Genomic DNA, 21120 nt, shown 5'->3' on the forward strand with positions numbered 1-21120 from the left:
GACTCATGTCTAACCAGCGAGGGTTTTCACTTTATTGAATCTAGACAAGTTCCGGACTATCGAGACTAACCATTGATAATTAATGGCAGGACAAGGCTCTCTCATTACATGACTCACGCAGAAACTTGGTTTCCACGCTTAACTTAGGTAGAGTACGCGACCGCAATGCAATTCGAAGAGATTGAATACAATGAATATTGATAACCATGTAATCGAAACGATTGAAGAGTTAGAGGCATTTCTGCATTTAGTAGAAAGCGGCGCTCTGGGTCTTGAAGGTGTCACTGGCGTTGCGCTAGCCACCTCTAATACCGATGGCCGTCCATTTGTTGCCGTATTAGGAGAAAAGCACCAATTGCTCCTTGGCCGCTGGGTTTCGCAGCACGTATATGACAATGGTAAAGACATCGTTCGTAACGGCCCAACCAGAAAACACTAAGCGCTCCGCACCATCTATAACACCATGACGTCTTATACACCAAGCGTATGCTTTGAATGCAATGCGCTTGGTGTACTTAAAAAATAAAAAAAGAAAAGGCTAGCCTTTATTAATTTTGTCGGTATACTGCACATCAGCTCTTACGGAAAGAGCTATTAATGTAATTAAAGATCAAAGTTTCTCTCAGTTCCACATCGAATTCCTCGTTTACGTTCCTGCGACAAAATAGTTATCTCTAAAATCATATAGTAGCACTTGATATTAGCTAAAAATTCAATATTTAAAACAATCAAATATAGAGGTATCTATGTCTAATAAATTAACTGGTTCAGTAAAATGGTTCAACGAAACTAAAGGTTTTGGTTTTATTTCTCAAGACAATGGCGGTGATGACGTATTCGTTCACTTCCGTTCTATTGTTTCTGAAGGCTTCAAAACTCTTACTGAAGGCCAAAAAGTATCGTTCGTTGTTGAACAAGGTAACAAAGGTTTACAAGCTGCTGAAGTAACTGCACTGTAATTCTTTGTGTGGCATCAACGTTGTTGGTGCCACCATCCACTTATTGCCGCCCTTACTATTCTCTATCTAAGTTTATATACCCAAATCACTTACCTCTCCCACACCGTCATTAATCACTTTCAATAAAGTCACTTTGGTATACATCTTTAGGTAATCACACTACCTACCTTGCAATTCCAGTTTGGAATTAAATTAATCTGATTCATATCTGAATCACTTCGCCTCATGCTTTGCTCATATAAATAAAGTTTATAAAATAAAAGCGATTGGCGAATATAAGAGAAAAAAATGAAATTAAATATATCCGCACAATCAATAAATTCTAATAATTACGAGCACATTATCCCTAGCCGAGACGTTATCCTTAGCCTCTTCGATAAAGTTAAAAATCACTTAAGTCACGAGCAAATTTCTCGCTCTACTGGCTTAGATGAGAAACCACAAAAAGACGCTTTAAAAAAACGTTTACGCGCTATGGAGCGCGATGGCCAGTTGATTTTCACGCATCGCCGTGGTTATAAAAAAGTCGATCAAACCGCTTTGGTTTCTGGAAAGGTCAGCATTCACGCAGACGGCTTTGGTTTTGTCACTTACGACAGTAATGAAAAAGACCTTTTCTTACCTAAACACCAACTTACTCATGTGTTTGATGGCGATATCGTACTGGTTCTGAAAGGCAATGCTCAGCATCAAGGACGCTCAAATCATCGTTTCATCAAAATAGTGGAACGAAAAACAACCCACATCGTGGGCTTGTTAAAGAGAAAAGGTTCGAACTTCTATCTAGTGCCAGAAAGCGCGAAACTGACTCAAACCATTCAGGTCACACCAAATGATCTTATCACCAAAAGTGCCGGTAAACTCGTTCATTGTAAAGTCACTGCCTATCCAGATCACAGACAATCAACAACGGTTGAAGTGGCTGAAGTATTAGGGCGTCCGGGAGAAGCAGGGATTGAAGTTAAATTGGCGTTACGTCGACATGGCATCAATGATCATTGGGATGATGAAGTTCTTCACGCCGCCTCCGCATTTGGCAATCACGTAGAAGAAAAAGACAAAACGTCCCGAGTGGATTATCGAGATTTACCGTTCGTCACTATCGATGGGGACGACGCGAAAGACTTTGATGATGCCGTTTATGCATACCAAATGGACAATGGGCATTGGAAGTTATTCGTCGCGATTGCAGACGTATCTCACTACGTTCAGCCAAACGACCATTTAGATCTTGAGGCGCAATCTCGTGCGACGTCCGTTTACTTCCCCGGATACGTTGTACCAATGCTACCAGAAACATTATCTAACGGTTTGTGCTCGCTTAACCCGAATGAAGACCGATTGGTTATGGTATGTGAGATGACCTTTGACGACGAAGGTAACATGCTAGATTCAGAGTTTTCTGAAGGGATCATTCACTCGCATGCTCGTTTAACTTATAACGAAGCTTACCGCATTGTTTCCCAATCAGCGGAAGCAAAAAAATACCAAGGTAAGAACCCAAAACAAAACATTAAACAGCATCTGGTGAATCTCCATCGCTTGTATTTGAACCTATCTGGTCAACGTCAAGTCCGTGGTGCCATTGATTTTGACACGCAAGAGCTTTCATTCACGTTAAACAATAAAAAGAAAATCGCGTCCATCGTTCCTGTAGTTCGAAATGATGCCCACCGAATGATCGAAGAATTCATGCTGTGTGCCAACGTTGCCACCGCTCAATTTTTGCAGCAACAAAAAATACCGAGCTTATACCGCGTGCACTCTGGTCCTCAGATGAAAAAACTGTCTTCATTAAGAATGATGCTTGCAGACAAAGGGCTAACGCTTGCGGGTGGTGATAAACCAACTTCTCATGACTACAACGCATTACTGGAACAAGTACGAGATTTAGATGAGTGTGATGTGATTCGTACCCTACTGCTACGTTCTCAGAGTCAAGCCGAGTATTCGCCGAAGAATATGGGTCACTTCGGTTTAGCCTATGACGCATACGCACACTTTACTTCGCCAATTCGTCGTTACCCAGATTTACTCGTTCACCGCGCCATTCGCGCTAAACTTCGAAAGCAAAAAACAGGCAAGTTACGCAGTCTGCTCATGAAACTAAAACCTGTTCGTCAATTGACAGGTGCTGCGAACAACTACCCTTACGATACAAAAGTAATCGAGCAACTGAGTGTGCACTGTTCGCATCAATCTCGTCAGGCAGATGAAGTGAGCCGAGAGGTTGAGTCAGCACTGAAATGTCATTACATGAAGCCATTTATCGGGCAACATTTCATGGGGACAGTGTCTGGAGTCACACACTTCGGAGTATTTGTTGAGTTGGAGGAAAACCGAATCGAAGGTCTCATTCCTTTATCAAGTTTCCAAAATGGTGAGTTCGAATTTGATGCAGTCAAACAAAAAATTTCTAGCCAGAGCACCACGTTTACTTTAGGGACTAAAGTGCACGTGTTGGTTAAAGACGTCGATTCGAAACAAAGAAAGATCATGTTCAATTTAAAAGATGCAGAACACACGGTAGGTTAGTCTGTTGTAGTCTATTTTCTAACCCATTGTTCAAAAATAAAAAATAAGCTTTAGATACCGCGATTAACTTGTGACATTTCGCTGACATCAGCTCATTCTAAAACCCTAATATCTGGCAAAGGAAACGAATCTAACTTTTGTTTCCAGACACCATCGCAGAGTGTATTTCCAGCACTCTGTTTGCCTCGAGAGGTTCTTATGACAGCCTAGGATCTCTCGGGGCTTTTTTGCGCCTCTTAAATCCCTCCTTATTTTGTATCCAACCCGTTATCAACCACACAAATTGTACTTTTTAACTAGTTCACTAGATCGCGAATTCTGATTTAAGCAACTGATCACACAACCTCTTCCAAATTTTGGGTATAAAAGTATCAATACTTTCGTTAACTAGGATGTAAATAATGAAAAACTCGTTTGATCTCACCATGCCCAATGAAGAAGGATACTTTGGTGAATACGGTGGTAGCTTCGTGCCGCCGGAGCTTGAACAAATCATGCGTGACATCAACGCAGCTTATGAGGAATGCAGCAAAGATCCTGTATTTAAAGCGGAACTTGCTCGCCTGTATAAGCACTTTGTTGGACGACCTAGCCCAATCTTCCATGCAGAAAACTTGTCTAAGAAATACGGAGCAGACATCTACCTAAAGCGCGAGGACTTAAACCATACAGGCGCACATAAAATTAACCACTGCTTAGGAGAAGCCATTCTCGCTAAAAAGATGGGTAAGAAGAAACTGATTGCTGAAACTGGCGCAGGGCAACATGGGGTCGCGCTTGCGACAGCCGCCGCACTGGTCGGCTTAAAGTGCGATATTTACATGGGTGAAGTTGATATTGCCAAAGAGCACCCGAATGTCGTCCGTATGAGAATCCTTGGTGCCAATGTCATCCCTGCTACTCACGGGCGCAAAACTCTCAAAGAAGCGGTTGATTCTGCCTTCGAAGCCTACCTAAAAGATCCTGACACACAACTTTATGCGATAGGCTCTGTCGTTGGCCCTCATCCATTCCCTAAAATGGTACGAGATTTCCAATCAATTATCGGTAACGAAGCACGAGTTCAATTCAAAGAAATGACAGGTAAGCTACCCAATAATCTCGTTGCATGTGTTGGGGGTGGATCTAATGCGATGGGGCTATTTACTGCTTTCTTAGACGATGAACAAGTCGCCATTCACGGCGTCGAGCCCGCGGGCCGCTCTTTGAAAAAGGTTGGCGAGCATGCTGCAACACTCACACTCGGTGAGCCAGGTATTATGCACGGATTTAAGTCTTACATGCTTAAAGATGAGCAAGGCGAACCTCAAGAAGTGTACTCTGTAGCAAGTGGCTTAGATTACCCATCGGTTGGGCCTCAGCATAGTTACTTAAAAGACATTGGCCGTGTCAATTACGGCTCAATCAGTGATGACGAAGCGATTGATGCATTCTTTGAACTGTCTCGCGAAGAGGGGATTATTCCAGCGATTGAATCCTCACACGCTGTCGCTTACGCGATTAAACTCGCGAAGCAAGGAGAAACTGGCTCAATTCTGATCAACTTATCCGGTCGCGGTGACAAAGACATTGATTTTGTCGTTGAACACTACGGCGCAAAATATGGCATTGAATCAATTGTTTAGTCCCTGTTTGGTAGGCTAACTGTCTATACAAAAAGCTACCTATTACTAGGTAGCTTTTTGTTTGCGCCTTACTTTCCCTACATGCGCTTTAAAGGCTTAACTACACAGTTCAAACCTTTTACTTTTGAGAAATAGTCATAGCTTGAGAAAGCCCTCTTACTTACCACTCCAACTAGTCCTTTAGAACATAATTCGATTAACCGATCAAAGCAGGAATACCCGGAAGCTGACCAACGACAGCAAGCGAACCTGCACAAACGATAAATGCAGTGCCAGGAATCAGGTATTTATCTTTTCGCGAGAGTTCGTTAGCACGCTCATGGTCGCCGATAAGTCCAAGGTTATCCAGTAGCATCGTGATTGCCCAGCCAAAGACTGGATTAACGAATGCACAGGCAAAAATACAGATACCTGCACTGAGTGAATCTTTATGCTTGTGGATCATCTGCATACCCGCTTCAAGAAGTGGTAAGAATACACCGACAATCAAAGCAACACGCAGAACAGGCTCCCACATCGCTAGATCCATAGGGTAACCAATTACCGCCGCGGCAATACACATGAAACCCGTTAACAGTGCGCCACCTGGAATAGGACGTTTAGCAATTGCGGCTGGAATCATGTACGTCCCCCAAGAAGAAGCTAAGTTACCGCCACCTAAGAGTGAGCCAACCCCCTGACGAACAGACGCTCCGACCATCGTGTCGTCGACATCCATGAGTACGCCTTTCGCTTCTTTTGGGTAGTTAAGTTCTTGGAACACACGATGGCCGAGATAATCAGGGGACCACATAGCGACTGCCAGTAGCGCAAATGGAGTCACGGCAATAAAGTGCTCTAAGGTTGGCCAACCTAGTTGCCAGCCTGTATCTTCACCCCACCAGTAGAATGGACTGAAATTAGGCAAGCCCGGTTCTGTGGTAAAAGCAAACTCAGCGCCCATCAAATAAGCAACAATACCCGCGAGTGCAGAGCACAGTGGGATTGCCAACCAACGCTTGTTGATCTTAGCTAGGTAGGCATAAACCATAACCGTTAGACCAATGACCACAAACGAAATGTAACCTTGGTCTGTACTTGCAGCCCACGCCTCAGTCTTATTAATCTGTCCGAGCAACCCAACAGCGCCTAGGTAGATCAATAACCCTCCTCGAACCCCAATGCCAGTCAAGGTCATGAGTTTAGAACCGCCTTTAGTCAAAGCGAGAATTAAGCCAAAAGCACATACCATCAAGCCAAGCGCCAGAGGATGCCCTCCTGCGGCAGCAATCATGGGAATCAGCGGTATCATTGGGCCGTGGGTACCGGCTAAGTTTGCGTTCGGGTTTAGGATGGCAGAAAACAAAATAACGAACAAAGCACCCGCGATAAGCAATTCGTAACGCACGTTTTCTGCAACGAACTCCGGAGATAAACCGAACTGAGCAGCAAAGGCAGCAACCATGGCGGTGACCATCACCACTTTACCAATGGTTGCGGCTAATGCAGGCACCCAGTCTTCGATTTCAATACTGTAATCACGTGATGGCAAATGAATACCCCAACGACGAAAGCTCATGATGGTTAAATCATGGTTTAGAAAGTCTTCACGACTTTCAAATTCATGCGGTTTTTTGCGCACATCCCTGTAAAAGGTCTTACTTGAGTCAGACATTGAGCTATCCTTTGTTATATTTCAACGTTGAACTATGCCAACTAGAGTTTCGCTTGGTATACAGACCAATACGAGACAACACCCACATCAAACATCGAGGCCACACCAAGAAAGTGGTATGGCTAATTTTTGATTTGAACCTATTAAGCATGTATTGCTATCGGTAGGAATATTAGACATTAGTAAAAGAACAACAAAAATCTCACTTATTACACAAAGATTTAACATTACATTAGAGTACGCTGATCTTTAGTGAGAGTTTTTGAACAGCAATTCAAGAAGAGGAACAGTCGCAACTCCACCTGTGCTTTTCAAGGTAGAAAAAACATATCCGTATTCACACAGGTAATTGGTTAATTTGGCTCATGCAAGTACGCACTAACAACATCAAATCGAGTTGCAATCCAAACCATCGCTGCCTAACTATAGATATCTCTGTAATGTATACTTTGCTAAACTCCACCCTTTGATGAGTAAGGCCCCTAAAATGATGACTGACGAAGAAAGAATCGAACTGCAACGAAACAACCCACTGCACGGGTTGAAGCTAGAAACTATGTTGCAAGAGTTGGTGGATTTTTATGGCTGGGACATTCTAGATACAGCAATGCGCTTTAATTGCTTTAACACTAAGCCTTCGATTGCAAGTAGTGTGAAGTATTTAAAGAAGACCGAATGGGCGAGAGAAAAATTAGAAAACTTTTACCTTTATCGCTTTAAGCGCATGCCACGCGCAAGTGAAGAAGAATATGATTTACCACCGAGAGCTCGTACGTTCCCTCATGGTCTTGAACCTAAAGAGCCAATGCCGCTAACCGTTGACTCTATCCTCAAGTCACAAGCTAAAGCTGCATCCGCATTTAAAAAACGCTCACCTCGTGGACGTCCGACGCGTCGATAGTACATAACCTTGAAAAGCAATAGAGCCCTACTGGTAGCTCCAGCAAGGCTCAATTGTTCTTTAAAGAAATGGCTAGAAGCGAATACTCAAGCTAGTGCGCCCCCTTCTCCAGCGCCTCCCATAAGTAAACTCACATGTAGTTTACGTTTTCTATTGATTGCGCTTTTTCTTCTTTTTCCCTGTACCTGCTGGCTTTGCACGCGGCTTCATCGGTAAAAAGTAGGCTTCACTCTGATCGTCTTCCACTTCAAAGCCCTCTACCTGCTCACGTTCAAGTTGGAACTTATTTTTCTTTTCTATCACTTTGAAATGGTGATAGTCATCGTAATCGATAAGGGATAGCCCTAGACCCACTTCACCAGCACGACCACTGCGACCGATTCGATGCATATAGTCAGCAGGACTACGCGGAAGATCGAAGTTAATCACCACTGGCAGCTTTTCAATATCAAGGCCACGTGCTGCGATATCGGTGGCAATAAGAACTTGAATCTCGCCAGACTTAAAACCGTCAAGGACACGAGTACGAGCGCCCTGCCCTTTATCACCATGGAAAACTTCAGCAGTAATACCGCGTTTTGACAGTTTTTGAGCTAAATGGTTACAGGCATTCTTAGCATTCACAAAAATCAAAGTTTGTCGCCACTGATGCTGTTTGATTAAGTGCGCGAGTACCGCCGTTTTCTCACCTTTATTTACACTAAACACGCGTTGCACCAAAGTGCTGGCTTCTGCGCTCTGCAACTGAACTTCAACAGGGTCACGGAGCAAGTGCTGAGCCAGCGTCATGACTTTATCAGGGAAAGTAGCAGAAAATAGCAGCGTCTGTTTCTTCTCTGGCAGTAACGCAAGAATCTTATTGAGTTCTTCGGTAAATCCGAGGCTCAACATACGGTCAGCTTCATCGAGCACGAGCGTTTTTACTTGGTCCAACTTAATCGCGTTACTGGATACCAGATCAAGTAATCGACCCGGCGTAGCTACGATAATGTCACAGCCACCGCGAAGCGCCAGCATTTGTGGGTTCACCGACACACCACCAAATACGGCAACCGTTTTGATCTTATCTCTAAGATGGTATGAGTAAGATTTGACGTTGTATGCCACCTGTGATGCCAACTCACGAGTTGGTACTAAAATCAGGTGAGAAACGAAGTTACCACGGCGATTATTTGATTCGTCTTGCTGAACAATTTTTTGCAGAATTGGAAGCGAAAAAGCAGCGGTTTTACCAGAGCCCGTATTGGCACCGCCAACAATATCTTTCCCTTCAAGGAGATAAGGAATGGTATGAGATTGAATGGGCGTCGGTTGGCTGTATTCTAACGCTTCTAGTCGCTCGACTAAGGTTGGAATCAGGCCAAGATCGGCAAATGTCGCTTGCTGTGTTTTATCTGTCATTACGATGAGTGGCTCAGTGCTAGTAAAGGCCGTGTATCTTATGCTATTTCGCGTCTGGATGTTAGAGATAATGAGCCAAACAGAAGACTGGTGAGAGAAGCACTGTAGGGAGCAGGAATTTCCTTTCACTAAAATGAGTTAATGGTTTCGATAACCAAGGCTCTACGACTCACGGTGGTAGCGTTCGCGACGAACAAAGGGAAAAAGAGTCAGGCCTTCTGATTCCTGTAAAGCAAAATACATTGTATTTTGGGGAAAGAGATTGCAAAGGCAGGCCACATCCGAATCAAAGGCTTAACCACACTATTTAGCCCTGCGGTGTTGAGAGCTTAATATAGCTTGAGAAAACTCCAGCTCACTAATGTCCATCGTTATCTATTTAGCTAATGTTGTGGACTCGGTTGTATAGATTACTTTCGCCCGATACCAGGTTCTTCTTAGGGCAAGTTTAACTGCTGTAGCCACAATCGTTGCTGATGTCGTATATGGAAATACCTGTTGTCAGAAAGGTAACGCGCCAAGATGAGTAATGTTGCATATCATCCTCGTAAGCCCAATTCCTTCACGAGGTAGTAATGGAACAAATTAATTTACCCCGATATCTGATATGTAGCTTCGCCTTTGTGTTGCTTTATCCTACGGCAATAGATCTCTACTTGGTTGCTTTACCACAAATCGCCACTGACCTGTCTGCGAGCGAATCACAGCTTCATATTGCTTTTTCTATTTACCTTGCTGGTCTAGCATCGACTATGGTTTTTGTTGGGCGAGCTGCTGATTGTTTTGGACGTAAACCTGTTGCCATTTGCGGTGCAGTGATTTTTACCCTTGCATCAATGTTCGCGGGCTCTGCTGAGACCAGTAATAGCTTCCTAATAATGCGCTTCTTTCAAGGTGTAGGTGCCGCATGTTGCTACGTAGTGGCCTTCGCCATTTTGCGCGACACTTTAGGGGACCCAAAGCGAGCTAAGGTTCTATCGATGCTCAATGGAATTATCTGTTCTATCCCGGTACTTGCCCCCGTGATCGGCAATCTGATTATGATCAAGTTTCCGTGGCCCGTGTTATTCACTGCCATGGCGATGATGGGTATTGCGATAGGCTTAATTGCTTGCTTTGTCTTAAAAGAAACCTTGCCTAAAACCAAGCGCACACTTTTAGATATGAGTGAAGATTCGAACGAATCACTATATAACCGTTTTTTTATATCGCGCGTTATTTATACATCTTTAGGCGTCACAGCGATTCTCTCTTATGTAAATACGTCACCAATGATAATAATGGATTCGATTGGCTTTACTCGAGGCGATTACTCAACCACGATGGCACTACTCGCAATGGTAGGTATGGCAACATCGTTTTCAGTCCCATTTGCTCTGTCTTACTTCAAACAAACCACATTGATGTTCGCTGCACAAATGACCAATTTTTTGTCGGCTATCGTTATTCTCGCGGCTCACTTGAATAGCGATAGTCCGACACTTTATATGGTAGGGTTCACTCTGCTCAGCATGAGTTTCCCTATGGGGTTTGGTGTGGCGATGAGTCAGGCGCTAAGTCAGTTTTCTCGTAAAGCTGGTCAGGCAAGTTCTATGCTTGGCATAGGGCAGGTTTCTTGGTCTGCGCTTTACATTTGGTTGATGGCGACGTTAGGTGTGTCGGCTGTGATGATGTTAATGATAGCGTTGGTTGCTAGTAGCGTTATTGGACTCTCCATAATATTATTATTTCCAAATCAGAACGTTAGTGAGCCTCATGAAGAAATCTCTTGCCCGACTTGATCTTAATTTACTGCTCACTCTGCAATTGCTACTGCAAGAGCAGAGTGTTACTAAAACGGCGAAAAAACTTAATGTAACTCCCTCAACCGTGAGTAAGTCTTTAGGCAAATTGCGCGCTTGGTTTGATGACCCGCTTTTTGTGAATACGCCGCAAGGTCTAAAGCCAACAAATCTCGCGACAAACGTGCAAGTGCTTTTGTCAGACTGGATGCAGATCGGTAACCAGATTGTTTCACACCGAGGTGATGATGCGCCAAGCGGGGTTAAATTTCATCTTGGAGTAGAGTCGCCATTGTCACTCATCATGGCGGATGAACTGACCAAACGAATCCATGATTTTTATCCAGACTCAACGGTAAAGTTCCATAACTGGGATTACGACTCGTTAGACGCCATTACCAGCGGTGAAGTGGACATTGGTTTTACTGGCCGTGAAAGCCATCCTCGCTCCAAAGAGTCGTTAGAACTGCTCCCGTATTTTATTAATTTCGAAGTGCTGTTTTCGGATTTACCTATGGTGTATGTCCGCAAAGATCATCCTGCGCTCAAGCAAGAGTGGAATTTGGATACTTTCTTAAGCTATGCCCACATCAATGTAGCATGGGAGAAAAATGACAGTTGGGCATTGGATGAGATCTTGGCTGAACAGGGATATACTCGAAACGTTAGCCTAACGATGGCGAGTTTCGAGCAAGCTTTATTTGTTGCAGAAAAGCCCGACCATCAAATGTTAACCACAGCACCAAAGTATTGTCAGCGATACTGCGAACAGCTTCACCCCAACTTAATAGCGTTGCCTATCCCCATTGCCGAAGATTATCAGCACAAGCTACTGATTCCATTTACTATGATTTGGCACAAACGCAATAACAAGAACCCTAAAATCGTGTGGTTGAGGGAGACGATAAAGAGCCTGTATGGCACAAGTTGAACGGGTAATTTTGAAGTACATTTAAAGCAAAGGAATGAACATTCTCCCCCCTTTATGTTGTCAATAACCGTAGGAGTGTGGTCTTGCCTTCCATTAGATTAAATATTTTAAAATCTTGAAATCTTGAAATCTTGAAATCTATTATCCACTTCGAAATTGATTTCAGCTCATTTGGGCAGAAAGAAGCTAGAAGCACTTGCTTATGTTGGGTGAGTAAATGAATGTAAAACCTCAGTACATAAAAACGAACCTAATTTAGGTAAGCTCTTGGCAACTATATGCCACGACTCGAAAAGTAACGCGTGGGTGAATCACCATAGACCCGACGAAACATAGCGATAAAGTTACTGGGCGTAGAATAACCCAAAGCATGTGCAACCGCTCCTACGGACTCTCCGCGAGCCATCATTTCTAACGAATGTATTAGCAGTGCTTGTTGCCGCCATTCACTAAAACTCATGTTTAACTCACTTCGAATCAATCGTCTTAATGTCCGAGATGAGACTGCCCCGATCTTTGCCCAATGCTCCACAGAATGTTTGCTGTTTGGATCTATTAAAATTGCTTGAGTAACTTTTTGCAGTCTCGGATCTCTGGGCAGGGGGATGTGGAGTGACTCATGAGGGCAATTGACGATTTCATCGGATATTACGGCAAGAATACGTAAAGACTGTATGGATAGATCGTCTGTTTTGCTCCATATCGATGCTCTAACCGATAGGGCTTTCAACACATCGCTCATTTGGATCACACAAGGTCTCATTGGAAACCGCTCACAACTCTCTGGAGTAAACAGTAATGAATGACCTTTCAGAGAACCACAAAAATAAACACTGTGCATCGCACCCGGGGGGATCCAACCAGCTCGGTGAGGGGGTAGTATCCACGTTCCTTCATCGGTTTTGACCTGAATTAGCCCTTCATCTATACACAGTAGCTGGCCTCGATGATGACTGTGCCAATTATGTGGCCGTTGATCCAAATGGTTGAAGTCGCTCCTTTCATGCTGCCACTCCTTAGCGATCAGTGCGGCGCCATTTTTCCATTCGCTGTAATCAGAGTTTGTCACTTTATTTACTCAATTCCATTTTGGCCATTATTCATTATTTTCTGTCCTCTTAACGTTACCATAGCAAGTTAGCGTTCGAGTAACATTTTAGCAACGACCATTTTATCGAAGGCAGAACCATCATGAACGAACCTATCTTTATTATCTATTACATTACAGCAGGCTTGGGCATTGGCTTTCTCGCTGGACTCGTTGGTGTGGGTGGTGGTGGAATGGCCGTCCCTATTTTTGCGTTTCTGTTTTCACTACAGGGAATAGCTGATACAGAAGTGGTCCATCTTGCGTTAGGGACATCAATGGCTTCAATGATTATTACAACATTGGGCAGCATGCGCGCTCACTACAAAAAAGAGAATGTAGACTCGACAATGGTAGTAAAAATGTTGAGCGGAGTTCTAGTCGGAACATTTTGCGCCACATTCGTAGCATCGTATCTACAGGGGATCTATCTGGCAGGTTTTTTCAGCGTATTCATGTTGTATGTAGCTTATAAGATGTTTCTCAACACTGAAAATAAGTACAACCCTAACCCACACGGGGCTATCGGTAATATCACTGTAGGCTCGGTGATTGGCTCTGTATCAGCACTTGTCTCAATAAGCGGTGCGGGGTTGATCATCCCCTATCTTGTCCAGCAAAATTTTGAGGTAAAACGTGCTATTGGCACCTCTGCTGCGATAGGTTTGCCTATCGCGCTATCAGGAAGCCTCGGTTACATGTTAAACGGATGGGAAAATACAGATTGGAACAACTTAGTATTAGGATACATATACCTTCCTGCAATGATCAGCTTCTCCATTAGCAGCTACTTAACTACTAGCCTCGGAGTGCGTTGCGCAGAGTATTTTCCAAATAAAGTTCTTAAGAAAATCGTTGGTATTTTGTGTGTTCTTCTAAGTTTTAAAATGCTGGTACAAGTACTCCATTAGAGCAAATAATACCGTCATTAGTAGGTCTTGTAATATGGTGTGGGGACAAGCCTGAAAAACTTACTCCTCGCTTTGCTTACTCGAGCAGGCAATGTGTAAGAAAGTGCCGCATTGTTGCTATTCTTATGACTTTGTTAAGCTAGCCAGAATTACATCCAAAATTTGTTGGTGATTATCCTTTCTGGAAACCTCGTCACGCTCTTGGCAAAGTGCTTCCTCCCCTTCTGATGCGAGAATTTTAATGCCACGCTCAGTACATTCTGCGAACGCACTAAATTGACTCGCACTGGGGATCTCTTGAAATGTCACATTGGGAAGAGCAACGAGTGATTCGGCAGGTGTCAGTGCGGGATGTAGCCGTTCAGAAAGCGTCACCACGGTGATAGCATTGTTCATCAAGGCCAGAGTTTCAGGGACAAAAGTTTTCGTTAGCTCAGGGTTGATAACGACGACCGATTTCAGTTTGTTTTCAGACTGAAATCGGGGGAATTTTTGATCCGGGATGTTGGTAATATCAACGTCATTTTCACGTAACCAATGACAGTCTACATTGGTGGCGTTGTGACACGATGTTCGATATTTTTCCGGGCTTATTTGCGCTCCGGAGAGCATCAGCATAGATGTGCCACCCAGAAAAAAGCCGACACCCTGCACTTCATCAGTATCTACACCTCCGGACAGTATCCCGACCGAACTTAATTCGTTCAGCCCAAGCACCAAATCACTAGTCCTGAAAGTGATTTCATCAACAGCCATTTCTGCATTGATTTCGTTCGGTGCAGGAGGCTTTGGTACAACAACGATATAACCTTGTTTCGCTAGGCCTGAAGCTATCCAACCACTATGGGAAAATGCTGACCGTGTTCCGCCCTGCGACAAAAGCACAACGGGAAATTTTCCACTTGCTAAAGGAGTATCTAACTGCATTTCGACTGATTTAAAAATGTTACCCCTACCAAACGTGAAGTTGGTTTTTCCGTTCGTTGTGGGATACCAGTAGTAGACTTCTACAGGCTTGTCTCTGTCTTCACTGAATACCGTTTTGACTGTTAGCGCAGAATGGTATTTCGGCTCATTCGTACTGGCGCTGACACTGACACACAATGAAGTGAGTAGAAACGACATTATTATTTTGGTTTTCATTTTTCCCTCAGCCGGTCAACACATTATTCTGCACGGCATCTGGAAAAATAACGCGCAGGAGATTCTCCATATATTTTGCGAAACATAGCAATAAAGTTACTCGGAGTCGAGTAACCCAAAGCGAGTGTTTGCTTTGAGCTGAGCCAGCAAGCTTTTGGACAAAACCTTGTTAGATTAATTACTTAAATTAGAAGGATACGAATAACTTTTGGTATAGGAAATCGCCTAGGAAGTTTCCAGTTTAGCTTAAGCAGAGCACTTTATCGCAATGCATAGCACCGCACTCAATAGTAAACGGTGAGTACGGTGAGTACTTTGCCGCGTGCAATAATTTGTATTAAAGCGCTTTTAGTTACACATTCTCTCAGATATTTCTTTCAATTTATCTATGTCTAGGCGATCACTCGCCCAGCCCTGAGCAAATGGTATCGTATTTGATTTCGGTAATTGGTCTTCTTTTAGGTCTCTTACCCTGACCCTAGAAGGTAGGGCTGCTCCTTCACCGACAAAAATGGCTTCTTGCTGAGATAAAATCGGTAACGCACCTACCATTCCAGACAACCCATCTGGTAAAAATCGTGCGACATGCTGTTGATCGGCTGAATTTGTAAGTCTTAAAACAACCCACGTACCACACTGTGAAATAACTGTACTGTCTACATCGGCTGGCCGCTGACTTACCAGCATCAAGCCTATTCCGTATTTTCGCCCCTCTCTCGCTATACGCCTTATTGCTCCTTGAGCGGCTGCGTATTGAGCCTCACCATGATCGGGAACATACCTATGAGCTTCTTCACACACTAATAATATAGGATCCTTCTCTTTCTCTTGTTGAGTCTGGAATACCTTATATTGAAAAAGTAACCTAGCAATTAGCGCGGTAAGCGGTCCTGCGACTTCATTTGGCAAGCCTGAAATATCAATAATCCTAATATCTTTGCCTGCCTGACTAGGGGCACCAATGAATTGGTTCAAAACTTGATGCAGCTTTATTTCTTCTTCGTTATCAACCCAACACTTCATCATAAATGAAAGTCGAGTATCTCTTCTCAAAACTTTTAGTTTATCTAAAACAGAGGGTACAGGTGACTTGGCTAAATCAGAATTGGTCATGCTTTCATGGTTGTTACGGTTTATCCTACCGCCCTGAATGTACCTAACATGACTTTCAAACTCATCTAAGCAAAATGGTCTAGGTTTATCACGGTCGAATTCCAGAATATCGGAAGTATCCTTGCCATCACACAAATCTGGATCGTCAAAATTTTCTAAATGATTAAGGGCTTCTGTACCAAACTCTCTTGGGCAAGGCTTGACAATTCCAGCAGCAACCATTCTTGCATGAGCAAGTGCCTTTTGAACTACATTGTTTTGGCTAGTAGCGCTTCTTTCCGTTTTACCAATCACTAGGTTAGTGAACTCATCACTAGACATTAACCAATACGGTAGCTTTATCTCTTCCTGACCGTCGTCGCCTGCTGCGATGTCATATGCGCGGTACTGTACAGCTCTCTCTTTAAAGGCTGAACCATACTCACCGTGAGGATCAACGACTACTATCTGAGGAGACAGTTCTTTTTCATTACTATTATGCAATAGTACGCTATGAATAATCGCAGCTACGGTACCTGATTTTCCAGATCCTGTAGAGCCAAGAACCGCACAATGCATACCAAACATTTTATTAATATTAGCTCGACAGGCTGTAGATTCAGATGCACTGTAAACAGCAAAAGGAACTAATGGATCCACTTCCGCATCTCTTGTACCTTCAGCTGAACGGTAAACAAAAGAAATTTCTTCGTTGGTTAGTAGGAATACTCCTTGTTGGGGCAAAGGGTAAGTTTTAATACCACGCTTAAAGGCTAAAGTTGATTTTGTATTATTCCAACTGCCTTCAGCTAACAGCTGAACTTCCATTACTCGTTGATCAGAATCAGCAGTTACAGGCATACCTGCTTCAATTAACTCTTCTGATCGCATTCTGAGCATTGTCACCAAGCCAAAAATTATTTTACGACCATAGTGAATTTTAACCATGCTACCTATTTGGCCGATAGGGTAAACACGACCATTAAAAGTTCTTGTTAATTCGGATATCTTATTGGAAATTTCAACTTTTATATTGGTTCCTGAGACCTCGACAACTTGGCCTATTTTCAGCTCATCAGTTGGTGTAAACATAACTATACCTCGCATCCATTCTTCAATACTGATGTTACACCTTTGAATGTCCACCAATAGTCGTCTTCATCTTTTCTTTTAAATGGGCCTTTTTTTCCAATATACAGGCCGCGTATAGATGCAATAATTACTCTTGAACCAAAACTATCACTTCGCCACTTTTCTAAACATGAAGGAATTTCATCCCTACACTCCAAGAAAGCGAGTAATACAGTTTTGTTTTCTTCTTTTGATAAAGCAAATTCAATTTCGTTGTTGATATGATCATCGCCAAAGCTATAGCCGCATACTGCTAAAACATTGCTATTGGGGGAATTCAGAGATTTTCTGAACAAATCAAATTGCGTAGAGAACGGATCTTGTTGAGTAGCAACGTATTTTGTAGCTTGTGGGTAAATTAGAACTCGCCGTTCTGCCTTTGGGTAGAGGTCATTATCCCTAACTCTCCATACATACCCTTTGTCACAAAGAAACCAATCTATTGAACCATGTATTTTAATTAAATTTGCACGTTGTCCATTAGATGGAATTGGTTCCCCATACTTCTGAACTCGATGGGCTACAGCGCCACCATCAAACCCATCCCAATAAGATACTTTGCTTAATGCTAGAGCATCTTCTAAAAGAGTGTCATAGTTAGTTGTGAAAATATTTACAGCTTTTCTTCGCTCTTGAACACCAGCAGATGCGTGGTTAAACAGAGTATCAATAAATTCTAAATGAGCTTTGATATCCACAATTGGTTTAGACAATGAGCCCTCCTCAATTGTATTTCCATCCCCGTCTTCAACATAGCCACATCGGATCACATTTGAAATAGACTCAAGAATAGCATTATGTACTTCTTCTAGTGTAGTTAGCTCAACAATACCGCCACTAATGACTGTCATCTTCTTTTTGTTTCTTTCAGCTAATGCAGAATAGTCGCCAAGATGACTCAGAACATGTTCTATATGGCATTGTTCAGGCAACTCTTGAAATAGTGGAGTGATGATATCGTCATATAATTCTTTGTGACTAGCTTCTAGATCCTTTTTAACTTTATTTGTCAAAGGGTACATTAGCGGTAGTTTTGCATCGAAGCTTATCCCTGCACCCAATAGCCAACTCTGCTCACTGCACTTCAAGTGTTCTTCTATTTGCAAGAACAACTCATCATCAATCAAATCACTCATTTCTTTTCCTTCTTATAGAGTTGTAGCCAAATGGGCAACTAGAGCCTTTTGACGCCATACTAGAATGCGACTCCACCCAGAATCCAAGTAAACCACTGTAAATACCAAACTTAACCGAACAAAAATGCCAAAGGTTAGCCGTTAGCAGCAAGCAATTTTTATGTGCTTGGAAATTCATCCAGAGCATCAATTCGACCAGCTATTGAAACCTTACCTGCACGATTTGCTCTACGAGCTGGAGTTGCGGGTGTCGTTGGTGTTGCTCTCACTGCTCGGTTTGCTGGTGTTGCCATTGATATTCGTCTTAGAATGTAGTTTTCATTTTCTACTTCACCCAAGAACGTGCCATTGCTGCGCCACACTCTGCCGTCTTCAGTAACCCAGCCTAGATACTGAGAGCTTGCACTGAATAATCGGTCATTTTTTATGAAGCCGAAGTATTGTCCATTCCATCGGTAAATCGGTGTCATTGATTCTCCTTTATTCGCAATTTATGTTATCTGTGCGAGTTTTAAGTTTTCTCTTAACGCAGAATACGTTATTGACAAAATCTTTCCGTGTTTGCATTCGGTTCACGTTGCTGCCATTCATTATGATACTCAATGTTTATCAACCTATTGTGTGATTCAACAGAGAGTTTAGGGAGATACCTACGGAAAGTTGCCGTGAAAGTGCCAAAGTTCGGGTTAGTTTAATTTGGTCAATTTTAATACTGGTTAGGTGGTCAGTTCGCTAGGTCTGAGAAGTTTTGGGGCAAAGACATGCTAGCGGTGATCGTGCTGCACTGCTCGCTGACTAATGAAGTAAGCAAGTCAAAGTAGGAAAATGATACTTCGTAAACGCCGTAAAGTAATAAGTTAGGCTAACCTTACGGTTTGTTTTTCTCAGCGTTTTTAGCTAGCAACGGAGTTCTTTCATGAGCAATGGTCCAATCATCGTATCCCCCGAAAGCAGCGTTCAGAGACTTCAACGAGTCGAGTTGCGGGCAACAGGTACCTACGATGAGAAGTGGTTACAGCAACTTATCTTTGCTAACGCTGACCTATTACCCTTTTATGAGATTGATGCGGACTATACCGGAGCGGTACCAGTGTGTATGGAGCTTGCCACTAAGTCGGGTCGAGTGGACTGCATCTATGTGACGCCATCGGGCCGATTGGTCATCGCGGAAACCAAACTCTATCGTAATCCTCAATCTCGTAGAGAAGTGATTGGACAGATACTCGATTACGCTAAAGACTTGATGAATTGGAGCTACGACGAACTTGATACTAAGGTTTGTGCAATTAATGGTGGTCTATCGCTTTTTGAATTGGTTAAGGCGGATGGCCATGAAGTATTAGAAGCCTCATTCATTGATACGGTCCAGCGAAACCTCTCCAAAGGCCGCTTCTTATTATTGGTCGTGGGCGATGGTATTCGAGAGGGGGCTTTTGAGATAAAGGACTTTCTTAATACCTATGCATCAATGGAGTTTTCTTTTGCCATGGTTGAAGTGCAGATCTTCCACATGCCCGGCGAACAACTGCTCGTGAATCCTCAAGTGATGCGCAAAACTGAAATTACTGAGCGCCGAGTGATTTCGATTAATCAAGTAAGTAGTGAAGTTACTGAGAAACTTGAATCCACCAACGAGCAAAATGAATCAGCCACAAACAAAGGTTCTGGTCAATCCTATGAGTATTGGAGTGCATTGCTTGATTATCTTGAGCTTGATGACACTAGTGTAAGGTTACCAACCCCTTCGACTAAGGGGCACTTATGGTTCGAGTTACCACCAAGGGCACACAATAGTTGGATAACAACTTACCGATCTAAACCTAATGAGGTGGGTGTCTTTGTGAGATTCAGAAATGACGCACTTGGACAATACTTGTTTGAGTACCTGTATGCTAGGCGAGAGTCATTGATGCCACTATTGCCGGAGGACTCTGAATTTGTCCCAGAGAAGCTAAAAATCTCGCTACCTGTAATAACTCTTGACTGGCAGAACGAAGAGTCTTGGAAAGAAGCGTTTGATTTCTACCAGTTGCGTTTAAATCAAATCTACCCCATCGTTAAGCCTTTGCTGCTGCAAGCGCTCAATGCGTATGAAAATTAACGACGTTTATAACCATAAACTGTACAACAAATAAAGTATAAGATGATAGTTCTCCGACTTACCAGACACTACACAGATAAGTGAAAGTAGGTCAAACCACCTGCGTCACTGGCAAGGAATGGGGCAAAGGTGTGTTGCAGTTCTTAAATGGGGAAGTGTTTTTCCTCATACTCCTCAACCAATGCAGCTAGCCTTTCAAGTTTACAAATTAGTCTGATATTTGCTCTATCGAAAGGTATTGAGGTTACTTACCTTGGCGAGATTTTTTAAAGTGCTCAATACCGTGTTGTATGCGACATTCAACACTTGTGCTGTTTCCCTAACTCCAGAGCTATTCATTAACATATCGACAATTTTTTCTTTTACATCTGGCTTGCGGACTTCGTAAACTTAATCGAGTTGAAAGCCCTTTCGACACTCGATACACCTGAAACGAGGAAAGACAGAATGCCCTTTTCCATGTTCACGGACGGGCTCTGTTTTATTACAGAAACGACATTGAACTTGGATAGTAGCCATGAGTTAAAAAACATCAGAAACCAGGTGGCTATATTAACATCTATCAACCAATTTGAGTCATGACCAATGAAAGGATAGTTAGGTTTTTATTGCGTAAATTATCGGTAAGAATAGTGCATATAACAGGCAATAAGCCAGGTGTGTAGAATTATTCTATTTTAGGGATTTTGCTCTAAATCTAAATGAATCTTTGCATTTCAATTTCAATAAAGC

The 21120-nt window shown here is 42.9% G+C and carries 18 protein-coding genes; 9 read left to right on the plus strand and 9 right to left on the minus strand.

The genetic code is table 11. From position 1 onward, the window contains the following. Window positions 1-190: 190 nt before the first annotated feature. The 4 genes from ACWPOD_RS04685 to trpB all read left to right on the plus strand — a co-directional run bounded on the left by ACWPOD_RS04685 (window position 191) and on the right by trpB (window position 5119). Window positions 191-439 carry a hypothetical protein gene (locus tag ACWPOD_RS04685; protein ID WP_005375646.1) on the plus strand — a complete coding sequence of 83 codons (249 nt, stop codon included), beginning with the start codon at window positions 191-193 and terminating at the stop codon, window positions 437-439. A 307-nt stretch (window positions 440-746) separates the two neighbouring features. Next, entirely contained in the window at window positions 747-959 is a 213-nt protein-coding gene (locus tag ACWPOD_RS04690; protein WP_005375644.1) for a cold-shock protein, read from the plus strand. Between the two features lie 288 nt (window positions 960-1247). Continuing rightward, a complete protein-coding gene (gene rnr / locus ACWPOD_RS04695) occupies window positions 1248-3494 on the plus strand; it encodes a ribonuclease R (protein WP_456231598.1) in 2247 nt (748 codons plus the stop codon). Between the two features lie 425 nt (window positions 3495-3919). Next, complete coding sequence (gene trpB / locus ACWPOD_RS04700; protein WP_456231667.1) at window positions 3920-5119, plus strand: tryptophan synthase subunit beta; 1200 nt, start codon at window positions 3920-3922, stop codon at window positions 5117-5119. Window positions 5120-5315: 196 nt separating this feature from the next. Here the strand turns inward: trpB and ACWPOD_RS04705 are convergent, their stop codons facing one another. Next, a complete protein-coding gene (locus ACWPOD_RS04705) occupies window positions 5316-6773 on the minus strand; it encodes a DUF3360 domain-containing protein (protein ID WP_005391067.1) in 1458 nt (485 codons plus the stop codon). A gap of 487 nt (window positions 6774-7260) precedes the next feature. Here ACWPOD_RS04705 and ACWPOD_RS04710 point away from each other — a divergent pair, with 487 nt between their 5' ends. Continuing rightward, complete coding sequence (locus tag ACWPOD_RS04710; RefSeq protein WP_005391068.1) at window positions 7261-7674, plus strand: VF530 family protein; 414 nt, start codon at window positions 7261-7263, stop codon at window positions 7672-7674. Window positions 7675-7824: 150 nt separating this feature from the next. Here ACWPOD_RS04710 and ACWPOD_RS04715 read toward each other — a convergent pair whose 3' ends face one another. Continuing rightward, on the minus strand, window positions 7825-9075 hold the full coding sequence (locus tag ACWPOD_RS04715) for a DEAD/DEAH box helicase (RefSeq protein WP_456231599.1): 1251 nt from the start codon (window positions 9073-9075) through the stop codon (window positions 7825-7827). A gap of 575 nt (window positions 9076-9650) precedes the next feature. Here ACWPOD_RS04715 and ACWPOD_RS04720 point away from each other — a divergent pair. Together ACWPOD_RS04720 and yidZ are read left to right on the plus strand one after the other, a co-directional pair. Continuing rightward, window positions 9651-10856, plus strand: coding sequence for an MFS transporter (locus ACWPOD_RS04720; protein ID WP_164665754.1), 1206 nt, complete (start codon window positions 9651-9653; stop codon window positions 10854-10856). Next, window positions 10831-11787 (plus strand): HTH-type transcriptional regulator YidZ, encoded by a 957-nt coding sequence (yidZ, locus tag ACWPOD_RS04725; protein WP_085569282.1) that lies wholly within the window; start codon window positions 10831-10833, stop codon window positions 11785-11787. Before ACWPOD_RS04720 ends, yidZ begins: the two co-directional genes overlap by 26 nt. A gap of 274 nt (window positions 11788-12061) precedes the next feature. Here the strand turns inward: yidZ and ACWPOD_RS04730 are convergent, their stop codons facing one another. Further along, window positions 12062-12856 (minus strand): AraC family transcriptional regulator, encoded by a 795-nt coding sequence (locus tag ACWPOD_RS04730; protein ID WP_456231600.1) that lies wholly within the window; start codon window positions 12854-12856, stop codon window positions 12062-12064. A 122-nt stretch (window positions 12857-12978) separates the two neighbouring features. Here ACWPOD_RS04730 and ACWPOD_RS04735 point away from each other — a divergent pair, with 122 nt between their 5' ends. After that, entirely contained in the window at window positions 12979-13785 is an 807-nt protein-coding gene (locus ACWPOD_RS04735) for a sulfite exporter TauE/SafE family protein (protein ID WP_456231601.1), read from the plus strand. A 123-nt stretch (window positions 13786-13908) separates the two neighbouring features. Here the strand turns inward: ACWPOD_RS04735 and ACWPOD_RS04740 are convergent, their stop codons facing one another. The 4 genes from ACWPOD_RS04740 to ACWPOD_RS04755 all read right to left on the minus strand — a co-directional run bounded on the left by ACWPOD_RS04740 (window position 13909) and on the right by ACWPOD_RS04755 (window position 18757). After that, a complete protein-coding gene (locus ACWPOD_RS04740) occupies window positions 13909-14910 on the minus strand; it encodes an alpha/beta hydrolase family protein (RefSeq protein ID WP_238991499.1) in 1002 nt (333 codons plus the stop codon). A gap of 366 nt (window positions 14911-15276) precedes the next feature. Continuing rightward, entirely contained in the window at window positions 15277-17112 is a 1836-nt protein-coding gene (locus ACWPOD_RS04745) for an ATP-binding protein (RefSeq protein WP_456231602.1), read from the minus strand. A gap of 2 nt (window positions 17113-17114) precedes the next feature. Continuing rightward, entirely contained in the window at window positions 17115-18287 is a 1173-nt protein-coding gene (locus ACWPOD_RS04750) for an SIR2 family protein (RefSeq protein WP_258483273.1), read from the minus strand. A gap of 158 nt (window positions 18288-18445) precedes the next feature. Next, complete coding sequence (locus ACWPOD_RS04755) at window positions 18446-18757, minus strand: 4-fold beta flower protein (protein WP_258483274.1); 312 nt, start codon at window positions 18755-18757, stop codon at window positions 18446-18448. Between the two features lie 446 nt (window positions 18758-19203). Here ACWPOD_RS04755 and ACWPOD_RS04760 point away from each other — a divergent pair, with 446 nt between their 5' ends. Then, window positions 19204-20388 (plus strand): hypothetical protein, encoded by a 1185-nt coding sequence (locus tag ACWPOD_RS04760; RefSeq protein WP_047009329.1) that lies wholly within the window; start codon window positions 19204-19206, stop codon window positions 20386-20388. Between the two features lie 225 nt (window positions 20389-20613). Here the strand turns inward: ACWPOD_RS04760 and ACWPOD_RS04765 are convergent, their stop codons facing one another. Both ACWPOD_RS04765 and ACWPOD_RS04770 read right to left on the minus strand, forming a co-directional pair. Beyond that, entirely contained in the window at window positions 20614-20733 is a 120-nt protein-coding gene (locus ACWPOD_RS04765) for an IS1-like element transposase (RefSeq protein ID WP_456231603.1), read from the minus strand. A gap of 45 nt (window positions 20734-20778) precedes the next feature. After that, window positions 20779-20907, minus strand: a complete 129-nt coding sequence (locus ACWPOD_RS04770) for an IS1 family transposase (RefSeq protein ID WP_150917940.1) — start codon at window positions 20905-20907, stop codon at window positions 20779-20781. Window positions 20908-21120: the final 213 nt, after the last annotated feature.

Source organism: Vibrio sp. JZG120, from assembly GCF_053890955.1.